The organism is Chryseobacterium arachidis (assembly GCF_900129245.1).
GTDB classification, from domain to species: domain Bacteria; phylum Bacteroidota; class Bacteroidia; order Flavobacteriales; family Weeksellaceae; genus Chryseobacterium; species Chryseobacterium arachidis.
On the sequence record NZ_FQUT01000003.1, the window covers coordinates 244,448 to 261,030 of the forward strand.

13 protein-coding genes are annotated in these 16,583 nt (G+C 34.5%); 9 read left to right on the plus strand and 4 right to left on the minus strand.

All coding sequences use genetic code 11. The features are described from left to right. Positions 1–23: 23 nt before the first annotated feature. From BUA89_RS07400 to BUA89_RS07410, 3 genes are all read right to left on the minus strand, one after another. Positions 24–410, minus strand: a complete 387-nt coding sequence (locus BUA89_RS07400) for a DUF423 domain-containing protein (protein ID WP_072955024.1) — start codon at positions 408–410, stop codon at positions 24–26. 1 nt (position 411) lies between these two features. After that, on the minus strand, positions 412–1,485 hold the full coding sequence (locus BUA89_RS07405) for a hypothetical protein (RefSeq protein ID WP_072955027.1): 1,074 nt from the start codon (positions 1,483–1,485) through the stop codon (positions 412–414). 166 nt (positions 1,486–1,651) lie between these two features. Further along, a complete protein-coding gene (locus BUA89_RS07410) occupies positions 1,652–2,980 on the minus strand; it encodes a hydroxymethylglutaryl-CoA reductase, degradative (protein WP_072955031.1) in 1,329 nt (442 codons plus the stop codon). A 393-nt stretch (positions 2,981–3,373) separates the two neighbouring features. On the opposite strand from BUA89_RS07410, the gene BUA89_RS07415 reads away from it, so the two are divergent. The 4 genes from BUA89_RS07415 to gap all read left to right on the plus strand — a co-directional run bounded on the left by BUA89_RS07415 (position 3,374) and on the right by gap (position 7,947). Beyond that, complete coding sequence (locus BUA89_RS07415) at positions 3,374–4,633, plus strand: putative DNA modification/repair radical SAM protein (RefSeq protein ID WP_072955034.1); 1,260 nt, start codon at positions 3,374–3,376, stop codon at positions 4,631–4,633. Positions 4,634–4,817: 184 nt separating this feature from the next. Then, on the plus strand, positions 4,818–5,576 hold the full coding sequence (locus BUA89_RS07420) for a TIGR03915 family putative DNA repair protein (RefSeq protein WP_072955038.1): 759 nt from the start codon (positions 4,818–4,820) through the stop codon (positions 5,574–5,576). Between the two features lie 343 nt (positions 5,577–5,919). Next, entirely contained in the window at positions 5,920–6,906 is a 987-nt protein-coding gene (pfkA, locus tag BUA89_RS07425) for a 6-phosphofructokinase (protein ID WP_072955041.1), read from the plus strand. A 30-nt stretch (positions 6,907–6,936) separates the two neighbouring features. Next, positions 6,937–7,947, plus strand: coding sequence for a type I glyceraldehyde-3-phosphate dehydrogenase (gene gap, locus BUA89_RS07430; RefSeq protein WP_072955044.1), 1,011 nt, complete (start codon positions 6,937–6,939; stop codon positions 7,945–7,947). Positions 7,948–8,132: 185 nt separating this feature from the next. On the opposite strand, the gene BUA89_RS07435 is transcribed toward gap, so the two are convergent. After that, complete coding sequence (locus tag BUA89_RS07435) at positions 8,133–9,890, minus strand: hypothetical protein (protein ID WP_072955049.1); 1,758 nt, start codon at positions 9,888–9,890, stop codon at positions 8,133–8,135. Positions 9,891–10,344: 454 nt separating this feature from the next. Here BUA89_RS07435 and BUA89_RS07440 point away from each other — a divergent pair, with 454 nt between their 5' ends. The 5 genes from BUA89_RS07440 to htpG all read left to right on the plus strand — a co-directional run bounded on the left by BUA89_RS07440 (position 10,345) and on the right by htpG (position 16,514). Next, positions 10,345–11,124 (plus strand): response regulator transcription factor, encoded by a 780-nt coding sequence (locus BUA89_RS07440; protein WP_072955053.1) that lies wholly within the window; start codon positions 10,345–10,347, stop codon positions 11,122–11,124. A gap of 86 nt (positions 11,125–11,210) precedes the next feature. Then, positions 11,211–12,407 carry an oxygenase MpaB family protein gene (locus BUA89_RS07445; protein WP_072955057.1) on the plus strand — a complete coding sequence of 399 codons (1,197 nt, stop codon included), beginning with the start codon at positions 11,211–11,213 and terminating at the stop codon, positions 12,405–12,407. Positions 12,408–12,732: 325 nt separating this feature from the next. Further along, entirely contained in the window at positions 12,733–13,734 is a 1,002-nt protein-coding gene (gene recA, locus BUA89_RS07450; RefSeq protein ID WP_072955061.1) for a recombinase RecA, read from the plus strand. A gap of 74 nt (positions 13,735–13,808) precedes the next feature. Further along, positions 13,809–14,528: a phosphodiester glycosidase family protein gene (locus BUA89_RS07455; RefSeq protein WP_072955065.1), complete on the plus strand. Its 720-nt coding sequence runs from the start codon at positions 13,809–13,811 to the stop codon at positions 14,526–14,528. A gap of 93 nt (positions 14,529–14,621) precedes the next feature. Further along, the gene (gene htpG / locus BUA89_RS07460) at positions 14,622–16,514 is read left to right on the plus strand and encodes a molecular chaperone HtpG (protein ID WP_072955068.1); all 1,893 of its coding nucleotides are present in this window, start codon (positions 14,622–14,624) and stop codon (positions 16,512–16,514) included. The last annotated feature ends 69 nt before the right edge of the window (positions 16,515–16,583 follow it).

The window sequence follows — 16,583 nt, forward strand, 5'->3', positions numbered from 1 at the left end:
CGCCTGAACTTTTTTATTGTATTTTACATTTTATTCTTCGCAAAGTAAAGAATCAAAATTCCCCAGCTTAAGATCATTAGCAAGCCTCCAAGCGGAGTAATTGGACCTAAAAATTTCAAGTTTGTCCCTAGATAATCCTGCATGCTTAATCCATAAATACTAAAAGAAAACAGCATTGTTCCGAAAATCATTAACCACGAAATCCAACTTTCGGTTTTGGTTTCAAACTTCAAAATGTAGCCGACAATCAATAAAAAGAAAGCAGCATACATTTGATATCTCACTCCTGTTTCAAAGCTTTCCAGCCTTTCTACAGATAGAATTTTCTTTAAAGCGTGCGCACCGAATGCCCCTAAAATAACGGATAACATACCGTAAACGGCACCAAAAACTAAAGTAATTGTTTTCATTTTATAATTCTTCTAATTCCAGTTTTAAATATTTTTTTGTTTTCTCATCCTGCCAGGATCCTGTAATTTTATTACCTTTCAAATCTGCTTCTATTGCGGCTTTTAAGATCCACATACGAGTTTCCTCGCTATAATAATCGCTTTCCAAAAGTGATAAATGATTTCCTTTCAGATTTCCGTGCCATTCAATCAGTTTTTTCTTATGATCATACCAATATTTTGCAGAAACAGAAAGTTCTCCTTCACCATACACATCACCAATTAAAACAGTGATCGGATATTTTCCGTCAATAGTTCCTTTATAGAGTTTATGACTAAGGCTGGTTGCATCAATTTTGTCTGAATCTGACAATAAATTTTTCGCATACGGACTCCAATATTTCTCCAGTTCTTGGTAAGGAAACTCGATGACATAATAATCCAGTTCATCCAGCTGCCTCTTTGCACGATTGGCACATCTCCCAGCGATAAATCTGATTTTATTTTCTGCAAAATAATATCCGACACCTCCCAAAGTATGATGGGTATAGCATCCTTCATAAAGAGCAATCTGATCCAAAATTTCCTGAGTAGGATTTTTCTCTGCTTTTAGTTGTGCAAGAAAATCACTGATTTCTTTTTTGATGCTTTTCTGAATTAAGTCTTCTATTGTTTTCACAGCATTGGGCTGAAAAAGATCTTTAACATTAATTAAATTTCCGGTTCTCAGATCAAAATTCCTCCAGATTGAAAAATCTTCCGGATTGGCGCCGGAGAATTCACCATCCATCGCAATGCTCAAAATATTTTTAGGAGATTCCATCTTTTCCCAGTAAAAATAACTATACTTGGAATAAAACGTTTTTCCGGACGAAGCTGCCTGCGAAGTGCTTCCCCCGGCTCCGGGAATATGTTCTAATTGATCAACCTGCAAAAAAGTATTGATTTTATTTTCTATTCTTGGATTTTGAGGATAAGAAACCTGCGGAAAAGCAAAACTCTCTGTTTTGGGCGATAAATTCTTGATGGTTATATTTTTCTGTTGTGAAAAAATCAACCCGGAAATCAGCAGAAAAAATAAAAATTTCTTTTTCACTATAAAAAATGTATAAAATTTGATATTATTTTACTGATTAATATCGCACCTCCCAAGATCACAAAAATCTTCCAAAGCCCCTTTGAACTCCTGAAGCCGGGATGGTTTGTTTTTTTAAGAAATATCCCAAAAGCAATAAAAAATACAGACAGTATAATTTGCAGCATTATCTTTCTCTTAACCTGTTAAACTCATGGATCACCTCATGATGACTCACTGTTTTATCCTTAAAATAGGTCACAAAATGTTGTTTCTCTTCTTCTGTAGCACCTAATTGGTTTAAAATATTCAGCAAATGCATTTTCATGTGACCTTTCTGAATTCCCGTTGTTACCAAAGAACGTAACGCTCCAAAATTCTGAGCCAGACCTGAAACCGCCAAAATACTCATCAGTTCCTGAGCAGAAGGTTTACCAAGAAGAGCTAAAGAGAATTTTACCAAAGGGTGAAGATTTGTCAAACCGCCCACAACTCCTACAGAAATCGGAAGATCGATCCAGAATCTGAAAATTCCGTTATCGGTTGTACAATGCGTTAAAGAAGAATATTTTCCATTTCTCGCTGCGTATGCGTGTGCACAGGCTTCCGTGGCTCTAAAGTCATTTCCAGTTGCAATGACCACAGCATCTACTCCATTCATAATTCCTTTATTGTGAGTCGTTGCACGGAAAGGCTCGATCTCTGCAATCGTTACCGCCTGTTTGAATTTTGCAGCAAATTCCTCGTTGGAAATTCCACTGTCGTCTTTTAAATCATCAATTTTACAAGAAACCTCAGCTCTTACGATACAATCCGGTGTGAAGTTGGAAAGGATATTCATCACAATCTGCAAAGTATTCTTTTCTTCCTGTGAAAAATCTTCACAGATTGCCACTTCCTGCTTCAATGTTTTTCCGAACTGTTCCAGACAAGAATTAATAAAGTTCGCTCCCATCGAATCTACCGTATCGAAACTTGCTTTCAACTGGTAATAATTCGGCATTTCGGAAGTTTTATCGATCAATTTAATATCTAAAATTCCACCACCGCGATTTCTCATATTCGCCGTGATATCGTTCGTAGCTTCGATTAATTTTTTCTTTAAATTAAAATTAAAGAAATGAGCCAATTTGTGAGGTTCAACATTAAAAATAAAATGAGTGTGTCCTAATTTCTCATTGTTGATAATTGTTGTTTTAAAACCACCTTTATCAATCCAGAACTTTGCTGCTTTGGAAGCCGCTGCCACAACAGAACTTTCCTCAACAGCCATCGGAAGCGCAAATAATTTTCCGTCAATCAGGAAATTCGGAGCAATTCCGTAAGGCATGTAGAAGTTGGAAATCGTATTTTCAGAAAATTCGTCATGAAGTTTCTGTAAATCAACATTTTCGTTCCAGTATTGGTTTAATATATTTTGATATTCGTTGTTCCCTTCAAGATACTCGCTGATGAGCCAATCGATTTTTCCTTGTTTCGTTAATTTGGAAAAACCTTCTACAGGTTTATGATTCATAACATAAATTTAATGACCGTAAATATAGTAATTTTGTCTCTGTAAACTGTGGATAACTTCCACGAAAAAAGATTGACATTTATCAATTTTGGAATTAAATTTGAACATAAAAATTAGAATTTTAAACCACAAAAGCTTTTACATTTTAGGAATTAAAAAGTTGAATATAATATTTTAAAAAGTACATTTAAGATTCTATTTAAATTTATAATTTAACATTAAGAAATTAAGAGTATTTAGCTTAAAAAACTTAAGAAAAATCAACATATTGATCCCTTAAACAACAATATCTTAATTAACTGAATTACTTAATGTTAAGAAAAAGAATAAATAATTTTAATTTAGAGAAATTAAGATCGATTGTGACTTTTGTGGTAAGAAAATTATAAAAGTATGAATTTTGACCGCCTGAAAGAAAAACTCGAAATCCTTGCCGATGCAGCGAAATATGATGTTTCCTGCTCATCCAGCGGAGGGACGAGAAAGAATAAAAGAGGCGCTTTGGGAGACAGTTCCGTAAGCGGGATTTGCCATACCTATACGGAAGACGGACGATGCGTTTCGCTTCTCAAAATTCTTTTGACCAATCATTGCATCTATGATTGTGCTTACTGCGTTTCCAGAAGTTCAAATGATATTAAAAGAGCGGCTTTTACAGTAGAAGAAGTTGTCGATTTAACGATTAATTTTTACCGAAGAAATTATATTGAAGGTTTATTTTTAAGTTCAGGAATTTTTAAAAATGCGGACACAACAATGGAGCGTTTGGTTCGTGTGGCGAAAAAATTACGTTTGGAAGAGAATTTTAATGGATACATTCATTTAAAATCGATTCCGGGAGCGAGTGATGAACTGATGCAGGAAGCTGCTTTGTATGCAGACCGTTTATCCATCAACCTCGAAATCCCTACCGAAAGCGGATTAAAATTACTGGCTCCTGAAAAAAACCGACAGGATATGCTGAATCCGATGAAATATATTCAGAACGGAATTGCACAATATAAAGACGAAAAAAAGATTTTCAGAAAAACGCCAAAGTTTGCTCCGGCGGGTCAATCCACCCAAATGATTGTGGGCGCAACCAATGAAAATGATTTACAGATCATCAAAGTTGCCGATCATTTTTATAAAAATTTTAGCTTAAAAAGAGTGTATTATTCGGGTTATGTTCCGGTTTTGGAGGATAAAAGATTACCTTCTTTAACGACGGAAGTTCCGATGCTTAGGGAGAATCGCTTATACCAATCGGATTGGCTGATGCGTTTTTACGGTTTTAAAGCCGAAGAAATTTTAGATCCAACGATGCCTTTTCTTGATCTGGAAGTCGATCCGAAACTGAGTTGGGCTTTGCGACATCTGGATCAGTTTCCTGTGAATTTGCAGACTGCAGACTATCAGATGATTTTAAGAATTCCTGGAATTGGAGTGAAAACAGCACAAAAAATTGTGAGTGCAAGACGTTTTCAGGTTTTGAATATGGATCATTTAAAAAAATTGGGAGCCGCAGTGAATCGTGCAAAATATTTTATTGATTTTAATGCAGGAAATGCTTTCCTTAAATATTTAACAGATCAGAACCTGAGAAAATTGCTGATTGGCGGAAGTTCTTCAAAATTTCATAATCAGTTTTCACAACAGCTGACTTTGTTTTAAAAACAATCATACTGTCATTCAGAACGAGGCGCAATGGATTGAAGATCTAATACTTACACAATAGATCTCATAATCTCGAAATGGCAGTTAAAGCACAAATTTTTGATATTTTTCGTCAGAATGACAGATTTAAAGCAAAAACAATTAATTAATTTTCAAATTATCACATTTTCAAATTAAAAAAATGACCACCCTACTCTACGACGGCAGTTTCGACGGACTTCTCACCGCGATATTCGAGGTTTTTGAATATCGTTACAAAGACGTGGAAATTGTAAGCAGAGAAAGGTTTCATCAGGAAAATATTTTTGCCGAAATTCATGAGGTGATTACTCAAAATGACAAAGCAGAAAGAGTTTTAAACAAATTGGAGCACAATATTGGAAAACAGGGAATTCATGAGTTGTTAAAGGTATATTTATCAGAGGATCCGGAATTGGAACAGCTTATTTTTTCAGCAATAAAACAATCTATTAAACATCCGGATGAAAATATTTTAAAAAATTATGCCGACGATGATATTTTAAAAATTTCCAAAATCTGCAAATCCGTCAGTCGCGAAAGACATCGGATGACCGCTTTCGTCCGTTTCGAAAAAATGCAGGATGGAGTTTTTTTCGCAAAAATAGATCCTGATTTCAATGTTGTTCCTTTAATTCGGAAACATTTTAAAGACCGTTATCAGGATCAGAAATGGATGATTTATGACTTAAGGAGAAACTATGGAATTCTTTATGATCTGGAAACCTGCGATTTCTTTTATCCTGATGAAAAGCTGGATTTAAACAAATATCAGCAGAAGTTTCACGATGAGGAAAAAAATTATCAGGTGCTTTGGCAACGGTATTTCACGAAAACCAATATTGTGGAAAGGAAAAATCTGAAACTGCATATTCAGCATGTTCCGAGAAGATATTGGAAATATTTAACCGAAAAGCGGTAATCCATTAATTCTACTTCTGAATGGTTCTCAATGTTTTTTTATAAGATAATTTGTTTCTTTTGTCGGATTTGCTTCTAACCATTTTTCAGCAACCAAATGCATGGGAAAATTATTACTTGAAAAATAATTATTCAAAAGTTTAATCAATGATAATTCAATTTGCATGTTATTAAAAATTTAAACAGAAACCATGCAAAAGCTATATTTTAGGAAATATTCCTTTCTATTTTCCCAAAATAATAAATTTTAGAAGTTTTTAATCGTTTATATTCAAATCTCCTATAAAGTTACTGCAATTATCTGAACTTGTTTTTGTAGATTTGTGTTCGTAATTTTTTACTAGATGAAAGAGAGTGCTGTAAAAAAAATTGCAGTTCTTACCTCAGGAGGAGATTCTCCCGGTATGAATGCTGCATTAAGGGCGGTCGTAAGAACCGCGAACTATTATAACATAGAATGCTACGGAGTAAGAGAAGGCTACAATGGCTTAATTCACGACGATTTCCTGAAAATGGGACCTCGCTCCGTAAAAAATATAATCAATCAGGGCGGAACTATTCTGAAATCTGCCAGATCCCAGGAGTTTAGAACCAAAGAAGGGCGCCAGCAGGCGTATGACAATTGCGTAAAATACGGAATTGATGGCTTGGTATGTATCGGCGGAGACGGAACGTTCACAGGAGCAAAAATCTTTAATGAAGAATTCGGAATCCGTGTCATCGGGGTACCGGGAACTATTGACAATGATATTTTCGGAACGGATAATACCATCGGCTATGATACCGCTCTGAATACTGCAATGGATGCGATTGACAAAATCCGTGATACGGCAACTTCTCACAACAGGGTTTTCTTTGTGGAGGTAATGGGTCGTGATGCAGGTTTTATTGCGCTGAACAGCGGATTGGCTACTGGTGCACTGGATATTTTGATTCCTGAGAAAAAAGACAGCATTGATGAACTTTTCGCCAATTTCAGGATTGCCGAAAAATCAGGAAAGTCTTCAAGCATCGTAGTAGTAGCAGAAGGTGAAAAAGTAGAAAACGTTTACGGACTAGCAGAAAAAACAAAAGAGGCATTTCCTGATTATGACATCCGTGTTGCTATTTTGGGCCATATGCAGAGAGGCGGTTCGCCAAGTTGTGCAGACAGGGTTTTGGCGAGCAGATTGGGTTACGGAGCAGTAACAGGATTAATGGAAGGGCAAACTAATGTAATGGCAGGAATGCGTTCTAACGAATTGGTATATACACCAATTGAGGAAGCCATTAAAAAACACAACGAAATTAATCAGGATCTCCTATTGATTTCAGAAATTTTAGCAATCTAATATTTTTAATATAATTTAAAACAAACTATTATGTCAACAATTAAAGTAGGTATCAACGGGTTTGGTAGAATTGGTCGTCTTGTTTTCAGAGCAATGACTGAAAGAGACAACATCGAAGTAGTAGGAATCAATGACCTTATCGATGCTACATACATGGCTTATATGCTTAAATATGATTCAGTTCACGGGATTTTCCCGGGTGAAGTTTCTGTAGAAGGAAATGACCTTGTTGTGAACGGAAAAAGAATCAGAGTAACCGCTGAAAAAGACCCAAGTAACCTAAAATGGGATGCAATCGGTGCAGATTACGTAGTAGAATCTACCGGTTTATTCCTTGATAAAGACAGTGCTGCAAAACATATTGCTGCAGGTGCTAAGAAAGTAATCCTTTCTGCTCCTTCTAAAGATGATACTCCAATGTTTGTAATGGGTGTAAACCACACAGAACTGACTGACGATGTGAAAATCTTATCAAATGCTTCTTGTACAACCAACTGTTTAGCTCCTTTGGCTAAAGTGATCCATGATAACTTCGGAATCGTAGAAGGTTTGATGACAACGGTACACGCTACAACGGCAACTCAGAAAACTGTTGACGGTCCTTCAATGAAAGACTGGAGAGGTGGTAGAGCTGCTCTAAACAATATTATTCCTTCTTCTACTGGTGCTGCTAAAGCGGTAGGAAAAGTAATCCCTTCTTTGAACGGAAAACTAACAGGTATGTCTTTCAGAGTACCAACGGTTGACGTTTCTGTAGTAGATTTAACAGTAAGATTAGAAAAAGCTACTTCTTACGACGAGATTTGTGCTGCGATTAAAGCTGCTTCTGAAGGCGAATTGAAAGGTATCCTTGGATACACTGAAGATGCTGTAGTTTCTCAGGATTTCGTAGGAGATAAGAGAACTTCAATCTTCGATAAAGATGCTGGTATCATGCTTTCTCCTAACTTTGTAAAACTTGTTTCTTGGTATGACAACGAAATGGGTTATTCCAACAAGTTAGTTGATATGCTAATCCACGCTGCTTCTTTATCTAACTAATAAAGTTTTAGCTTACATATAAAACAACCTCTTAATTGGGAGGTTGTTTTTTGTTTTCTTATCTATATATACATAATCTTGTCTGCCATTTTTTCTTAAACTCTGATATATATATCAGAACTTCCTTCATAATACCGAAGGTTATGTATGATTTTCAAATCTAATAGATGGGTAATTAAGATATCTTATTCCGAAACCTGCTTTACAGTTCTGCTTCCTATAGAAAACTTATAACCAAATTGGAATTGATAAAAAGCTTGATTATTACTTTTGCCTGCATCATTATATGTTATAAGTCTTGTGAAAATAGCTTGATTCGGATTTCCGTTAGGATGATAAAATATTTCTGCTTCGTGTTTTGCAACAGGAATCCAACTCGGCAGTTTAGTCTTTTTATTTTCGTCTTCTAATTTAGCTTCACCATTGAAATCTAAATAATTGAACCCAGAATATTCAAATTTGTAATTAAATCCAAAATTATTAAACCTCTTCACATTTAAATGAATACCTCCACCATATTTCAATGCTTTAATAGTAACTTCATCTGGTTGTTCTTCAGTTCCAAAATTAGTTTGTGTAAGATTATAATCTACAATTCCATACAAAGAAATACTGACCGGTGAATTTTTATGCTGCCATTTAAAAGCTTCTAAATGAAGCCCCATCGTAAGAAATCGCTTTTCAACCAATTCGAAACGATAATCAGCTATTGTATTTAGATTTACATATTTCGATTTATCATCAAATTTAGAGTAATTAACAAAAGGAGAAATACTGGGAACAACTTCTAACTGCCCCATAACTCTTTTACTACCAAAAAATCTGAAAGGATAAGGAAACAAATAAAATTTCGCCCTACCTTCAATTTGAGCTAAACCATTTTGAGATTGTCCAAATAATGCAAGAAAATCTGTATATGCTCTGAGTTCAACGATCTTCTCCAAATAAGTATCTTGCTTTATCTGATAAGTCGCTCCACTTTTACCATTTGTTTTTTTACCTTCAACATCGTCCTGCGGAAGTTCTATTGCCAAGTCTTGCGGAATATAATGATTACCTATTTTATAACTATACCCCATCACATCAGTAACTTTTATCAACAAACCTGCCATTGCCTCATCAGTATATCTATTAGCTAAATTTTCATTCGTAAAATCTTCTTTTCTTATAGAATATAGGTAATACATAAATCTTCTGCTTCCATATTGAGAATAAAATAAAATGCTTAATCCTACTTGATTTGTAAACACATGCACATCTCCTGAATCATCAGTCACATAAACTATAATATCACTAAAATAACCGTCTTTAATTTCCACTTTCAACTTTTGAAAACTATAACGTTGTTGTGTACAGATATTCATTTCGTTATTATAGAAAAGAAACTTTTGTCCAGCTTTAGGAATAGTAATATCTCCTAAGTAACTTTCTTTACCCACATTCAAGAGTAAACTTTTTAGCAATTCTGTTTCTGTACTTTTTTTATTAGCGAATAAATCCTGGTCTATTATTTTATTCTCACCAAAATAGAGATATGTTTTGGTTTCCATTTTTTCGGATTTTACCGCTTCAGGAAAACAATTTTTGTCTTCTTCTTTGAAGAAAGCGAATATATGCTCCACATTATCTTTGTTTTCCTTTTTAGTATTTTCTAAAACATTTTTATAACTCTCCACAAGCTGATATGTATTCTTGAACGACTTTTTCTCTTCTTGAATTTTCTTTTGCGTATTTTTTATTTTAATATTTAAATCTTCTGAAACAGTTACTGTAAGTTCTCCTTTTAATATCTCAAACTCTTTTTCTAATGTATGAATTTCTGTTTTGGACTTGTTATATTTTTCTTTTAAGGAATCAATTTCTTTTTGAACATCATAAATTTCCTGTCCAAAAGCTATTTTTCCCCATCCAAGCAGAAATAGTAATAAAATTCTTGTTCTCATAATTATTTATTTTAATGGTTAAAGTTTTAAAAGAGAAAAAGAGAACACAAAAACCAGAGCTACAGAAAAAGCAGTTATAGAAATTGAGTTTTCATAATGATTAGTTTATATCAAATTTTGCAATTTTTCCAATACAAAAAAATCACCCTTTTGTGGTATTTTTAATGACAATAAATACATCACAAAAGAATCCTCCGCAAATGCAGAGGATTCCAGCTTATCATTTTCAAACAGCTAACAGAAAAATCAAAACTATTTCTGAAATTTTTGGTTGTATATTTTAAAGTTGTGCTTTTAAAATTAGAAAATAGAACCGGAAAACGGAACAGTTTTAGAAAAAGCTTTCATGGTTATTCGTTAATACAAATTTTAAAAATTTCTTAATACAAAAAAATCCCCCATTTGTGGTATTTTTTAAGAAAATTTTAACTATTTTTAACAAAAGCACTTCATTATGGATAATCAGGAAAAAAAACATCCGCTTGTTGAGATCTGGGACAATTATCCGGGTATGCAGAGGCAAAACAGACAGATTTCTCAGGTTCCCCCAATAGAACAGATTCTTGGTGAGATGTTTGCTATCGGTGAGTTCTATTATTATGTTTTAAACCTTACCAACAGTACGGTTTCTCACCACCATCCCAATATCCTGAAGCTGCATGGAATTGAAAAATACCCTCAGAATTTAAAAGAAATCATAGATCTCATTCATCCCGACGATCTGGAATTTGTGGTAAAAGCTGAACAAAAAGTGATAGAAAAAATGATGGAAATCGGAAGAGCACATCAGCTGTATCTGAAATCCAGCTATTGTTTCAGAATGAGAACAGCAGAAGGAAACTATGAACTGTTTCATCATCAGGCCATGCTTACTATGGAAGATGAGCATAAAAATCTGATCCAGTCGATTAATATCCACACAAATATTAATCATATTACCAAAGAAAACTCTCACACGGTGTTGGTGACAGGTATTGGGACGATCAATGATTTTCACCGGATAAAAATCGAAATTCCTTGTAAATCCGAAAAAGCACCAGGAATTAATTTAACCAAGCGGGAAATCGAAATTCTGTCGCTTATTGCCAAAGGATATTCCGGTTCGGAAATTTCAAAAATACTTATATTATCCGAACATACGATCCGAACTCACAGGAAAAATATTTTAACGAAAACCCACTCCAGAAACAGTAAGGAATTATTAAAAAAAGCTTTTGAATGGGGACTTATTTAATTATGAATGATTAGTTTTATTTATTTTTTGATTGATGATAAATCTCACTTCTTTATTTCGGTGTAAAACTTGTATTTTTAACCTTGATGGAAAAACACATTTTGCAACCACGTTTTAAAGATGCACAACATTTTAAAGATTTCTGGTCGAAAGGCAATGGAAAACAGCTTCTGGAATTTTCAGGAGCAGAAGTAAATTTCAATAATTTCGAACAGTTTTCGCCATACTATTATCATGTTGATGACCTTGGCGATCAGGTTGTAAAAGATATTTATCTGACGAAAAAGTTCAATGAAGCATCCAGGGAGATCGAAACTTATATCCGCAATGGCATTTCAGAGCACAAGGATCTTCCGGAAAGTGTAAAAAATTTTTTTGCGCAGACTCAGCATATTCCCGACTGGTTAGATTATAATTTGCTAAAAAACGGTGCAGAACTCTGCATGAGAAGCAATCTCGACTCTTTAATTTCTCTCCGCGACTATTGTTTAATCGGAGGTTATGATTATGCTTACCTCAACAAACCACTGATTGCCACGGAGGCCTTAAAAAAAGGGGCCGTAAAACGTCTGTCAGAAACGCTGGATTTTTGGGTGAATGTTACAAGATATGATGCTTTGGAGGTTCATAAAAAAGGGTATGAATTTGCGATAAAAACCAGATTAATTCATTCTTACGCAAGGCTTTCCATTAAGAAACATTATAAAAACTGGGATACTGAAAACTGGGGCGAGCCGATCAATTCCTGGGATATGATGGCTACTTATATCGGCTTCAGCCTGGTCTTCATGCACAGTCTTCACAAGCTTGGAAATACATTTTCTGCCGAAGAAGAGAAAGGATTATTTCATCTATGGAAGTATGTCGGATATTTGCTGGGGATCCCTGAAAATCTTTTACCCGACGATAAGAAACAGGCTACCCAATATTTTTATCTCTGGACTTCTATTCAGCCACCTTCGGACAAAGATTCTGTTCTTCTCGCTCATTCTCTTTTGAATGAATCGCTAGAAAATCCTCTTTTAAAATATAAATTCCAGAGAAAAAATCTTCGCTATCTGCACATTTGCTGCACCTGGTTTCTGCTGGATGATGACGTCTGCAAAAGGCTACAAATTCCTGAAGTTTCTAACAGAAATGTCTTTCCTAAAACAAAATGGATGATTAACAAAGTTTACGATAAACTGGTAAGCCGTGACGCGAGAATCCGGAAAGGAAATAAAGACCAGATGAAAGTTTTAAATGATTATCATAATATTATTGACAACTCCAATTTTCATTAAATCATTTATTGTTTTGCCTAAAAAGTTATATCCGGTTATTTGATGTAATCTTTATTCAAATCTGCTATAAACAATTGATTTTAAGATCATATCCCCTAAAATTGTAAGTTAACTCCCACCTAGCCGTGATTGCAGTGGAAATCCTTTTTTGAAAAAAAAGATTGTAACGGAAAGCGCGAAAAAGCTCCTAAAAAATAAATGATACACATTTATTTACCCATCAGAATTTTATGTTTTTTTAACTATAAAAACTGTTTTTAGTGGTAGAGAATATTAGTTTTTGACTGTAAATTTTCGTAGTTTTGATAAATTATTTAAACAACAGATGAGTAACATAGACGATAAGAAAAAAGCGCTGGCTTTAGTGCTTGACAAATTAGATAAAACATACGGAAAAGGAACTGTAATGACTTTGGGAGACAGTTCTGTAGATAATACGATCGAGGTGATTCCTTCAGGATCTCTGGGATTAGACATCGCTTTAGGAGTGGGTGGATATCCGAGAGGAAGAATCATTGAAATCTATGGTCCTGAATCTTCCGGTAAAACAACTTTAACACTCCACGCGATTGCAGAAGCTCAGAAAGCAGGTGGTATTGCAGCTTTCATTGATGCGGAGCACGCTTTCGACAGAACGTATGCTGCGAAATTGGGAATTGACTTAGAAAACCTGATCATTTCTCAGCCGGACAACGGTGAACAGGCTTTAGAAATTGCTGATAACCTGATCCGTTCGGGAGCAATCGACATCGTGGTAATTGACTCCGTGGCTGCCTTAACTCCAAAAGCGGAAATTGAAGGGGAAATGGGAGATTCAAAAATGGGGCTTCATGCAAGATTGATGTCTCAGGCGTTGAGAAAACTGACTGCAACCATCAACAGAACAAAATGTACGGTAATCTTCATCAACCAGTTGAGAGAGAAAATCGGAGTTATGTTTGGAAACCCTGAAACAACGACGGGTGGTAACGCCTTGAAATTCTATGCTTCTGTAAGAGTTGACATCAGAAAAGCAAGTGCACCGATTAAAAACGGAGACGAAGCGATCGGAAGCCGTGTGAAAGTGAAAATCGTGAAAAACAAAGTGGCTCCACCTTTCAAAATGGCTGAGTTTGATATTATGTACGGCGAAGGTGTTTCTAAAACTGGAGAAATCCTAGATCAGGCTGTAGAACAAGGAATTGTGAAAAAAAGCGGTTCTTGGTTCAGCTATGAAGAAACAAAATTGGGACAAGGTCGTGATGCTGTAAAAGATGTATTGAAAGACAATCCTGAACTTGCTGAAGAACTGGAAAATAAAATTAAGGAAGAGTTGAAAAACAAATAGTTTTTTGATTTTTAAAATATGGGAAGACAGCTTTTTTAGCTGTCTTTTTTGTGTATTTTTAAGTAAAAAACAAAATGAATATCTTATCCAAAATATTACTTTCTTTTCTGTTTATCATTTTAATTTCCTGTGAAAATGAAATAAAAATCAATCCTGACTTTGTTATTTATTCTGTTAATTCAAAAAATGAAAAAGTCGAACTATTTTGGAAAAATGAAAAAAATCAACCTTTAAAAAGTATACAAAATTTAAAAACATATGTTACTACAAAAAATAAAAAACTAAAGTTTGCTATGAATGGAGGAATGTTTATTGAAAATAATATTCCGAAAGGGCTTTATATAGAAAATTTTAAAACCCTAGTTCCAATTGACACTTTAAAGGGCGAAGGAAATTTTTATCTCCAACCCAACGGGATTTTTTATATCACAAAATCTAATAAATATAAAATTGTTTCAACCGAAAATTTTAAACATCATTCAAATATAAAGTTTGCGACACAATCCGGACCGATGCTTATTAATAAAGGAAAAATTAATTCTATCTTTAAGCAAGATTCTAAAAATTTAAACATTAGAAACGGAGTCGGAATATTAAAAAATGGAAATCCCGTTTTTGTAATGTCTAAAAAAGAAATCAATTTTCACAATTTTGCTTTACTATTCAAAAACTTGGGCTGTGAACAAGCTTTGTATCTTGATGGTTTTGTCTCAAGAACTTATTTTCCGGAAGAAAAATGGATTCAGGAAGACGGAGATTTTGGGATAATGATCGCCGTCACAACAGAAAAATAAAATCTTAATTTATAAATAATGCCAAAATGTCACTTTTAGTCAAACGGTATTTTTTTTGAAAAGAAATAGAAAAATTAAAAAACAAAAATTATTATGACTAAAGGAAATATTAATGTATCTGTGGAAAATATTTTCCCGCTTATCAAAAAATTTCTTTACAGTGACCACGAAATATTCTTAAGAGAATTAATCTCCAATGCAACAGATGCTACTTTAAAATTGAAGCATTTAACAAGCATCGGTGAAGCAAAAGTTGAATATGGAAATCCTAAGCTGGAGGTTAAAATCGATAAAGAAAATAAAACACTGACCATCATCGATCAGGGAATCGGAATGACGGGTGAAGAAGTTGAAAAATATATCAATCAGGTAGCTTTTTCAGGCGCTGAAGAGTTCCTGGAAAAATACAAAGACACGGCAAAAGATTCGGGGATTATCGGACATTTTGGACTTGGGTTTTATTCTGCGTTTATGGTTGCTGAGAAAGTTGAGATCTTAACTAAATCTTACAAAGACGAGCCGGCAGTTCGCTGGATCTGTGACGGAAGCCCTGAGTTTACATTGGAAGAAACAACTGATAAAACCGACAGAGGGACAGAAATTATTCTTCATATTGCAGAAGATTCTTTAGAGTTTTTAGAAGAAAATAAAATCCGTGAATTGTTGTTAAAATATAACAAGTTCATGCCTGTTCCGATTAAATTCGGAACAAAAACCCACACTCTACCTTTACCGGAAGATGCTCCTGAAGATGCCGTTGCAGAAACTGAAGAAGTTGACAACATCATCAACAACCCTACTCCAGCGTGGACAATTGCTCCGAGCGAACTGACGAATGAAGATTATATGAAATTCTATCATGAACTTTATCCAATGCAGTTTGAGGAGCCTTTATTTAATATTCATCTGAATGTTGACTATCCGTTCAATCTGACAGGAATTTTATTCTTCCCGAAACTGAGCAATAATTTAAATATTGAAAAAGATAAAATTCAGTTATATCAAAATCAGGTTTTTGTAACGGATGAAGTAAAAGGTATCGTTCCTGATTTCCTAATGCTTCTTCGCGGTGTGATCGATTCTCCGGATATTCCGTTGAATGTTTCACGTTCTTATTTACAAGCGGATGGCGCAGTGAAGAAAATTTCGTCTTACATTACAAAAAAGGTTGCCGACAAAATGTCTTCTCTCATCAACGAAAACCGTGAAGATTACGAGAAAAAATGGAACGACATTAAAATCGTTATTGAGTACGGAATTGTAACGGAAGAAAAATTCGCTGAAAAATCTGATAAATTCACATTATATCCAACAACAGACGGAAAATATTTCTTGTGGAATGAATTAGAAGAAAAAATCAAACCGAATCAAACTGATAAAGATGGGAATTTGGTGATTCTTTACACTTCCAATGCAGATGAGCAGCACAGCTATATTCAGTCTGCAAAAGATAAAGGATATGAAGTTTTGCTTTTGGATTCTCATATTGTACCTCATGTTATTCAAAAACTGGAAACTTCAAAAGAGAAAATTTCTTTTGTAAGAGTGGATGCAGATCACGTAAATAACTTGATTAAAAAAGATGAACCCATCATTTCAAAATTAAATGAAACGGAAAAAGAATCTTTAAAGAGAAACGTCGAGGAAGCAATTAATGATACTAAATTCACCGTTCAACTTGAAGATTTAGACAGCAATGATGCTCCGTTCACGATCACTCAGCCGGAATTTATGAGAAGAATGAAAGATATGCAGGCAACCGGAGGTGGCGGAATGTTTGGAATGGGCGGTTTCCCTGAAATGTATAACCTGGTGGTGAATTCCAACAGCAAGTTTTCCAATCAGATTTTAAAAACTGAAAATACAGAAGAAAAAGAAGGTTTGATTAAATATGCTTTGGATCTGGCTAAACTTTCTCAGAATTTATTGAAAGGAAAAGATTTGACAGACTTTATTCAAAAAAGTTATCAGAATCTGAATAAATAATTTGACTATTTTATATTGAGCTCCGGCGAAGCTTTGCTTCGCCGGAGCTTTTTGTTTTTCGGTTTCGGG

What these genes read in the sequence shown, in the direction of transcription:
- BUA89_RS07400 (WP_072955024.1), bottom strand. Translation starts at nt 410, where the DNA reads ATGAAAACAATTACTTTAGTTTTTGGTGCCGTTTACGGTATGTTATCC.
- BUA89_RS07410 (WP_072955031.1), bottom strand. Translation starts at nt 2,980, where the DNA reads ATGAATCATAAACCTGTAGAAGGTTTTTCCAAATTAACGAAACAAGGA.
- BUA89_RS07415 (WP_072955034.1), top strand. Translation starts at nt 3,374, where the DNA reads ATGAATTTTGACCGCCTGAAAGAAAAACTCGAAATCCTTGCCGATGCA.
- BUA89_RS07420 (WP_072955038.1), top strand. Translation starts at nt 4,818, where the DNA reads ATGACCACCCTACTCTACGACGGCAGTTTCGACGGACTTCTCACCGCG.
- pfkA (WP_072955041.1), top strand. Translation starts at nt 5,920, where the DNA reads ATGAAAGAGAGTGCTGTAAAAAAAATTGCAGTTCTTACCTCAGGAGGA.
- gap (WP_072955044.1), top strand. Translation starts at nt 6,937, where the DNA reads ATGTCAACAATTAAAGTAGGTATCAACGGGTTTGGTAGAATTGGTCGT.
- BUA89_RS07435 (WP_072955049.1), bottom strand. Translation starts at nt 9,890, where the DNA reads ATGAGAACAAGAATTTTATTACTATTTCTGCTTGGATGGGGAAAAATA.
- BUA89_RS07440 (WP_072955053.1), top strand. Translation starts at nt 10,345, where the DNA reads ATGGATAATCAGGAAAAAAAACATCCGCTTGTTGAGATCTGGGACAAT.
- BUA89_RS07445 (WP_072955057.1), top strand. Translation starts at nt 11,211, where the DNA reads ATGGAAAAACACATTTTGCAACCACGTTTTAAAGATGCACAACATTTT.
- recA (WP_072955061.1), top strand. Translation starts at nt 12,733, where the DNA reads ATGAGTAACATAGACGATAAGAAAAAAGCGCTGGCTTTAGTGCTTGAC.
- BUA89_RS07455 (WP_072955065.1), top strand. Translation starts at nt 13,809, where the DNA reads ATGAATATCTTATCCAAAATATTACTTTCTTTTCTGTTTATCATTTTA.
- htpG (WP_072955068.1), top strand. Translation starts at nt 14,622, where the DNA reads ATGACTAAAGGAAATATTAATGTATCTGTGGAAAATATTTTCCCGCTT.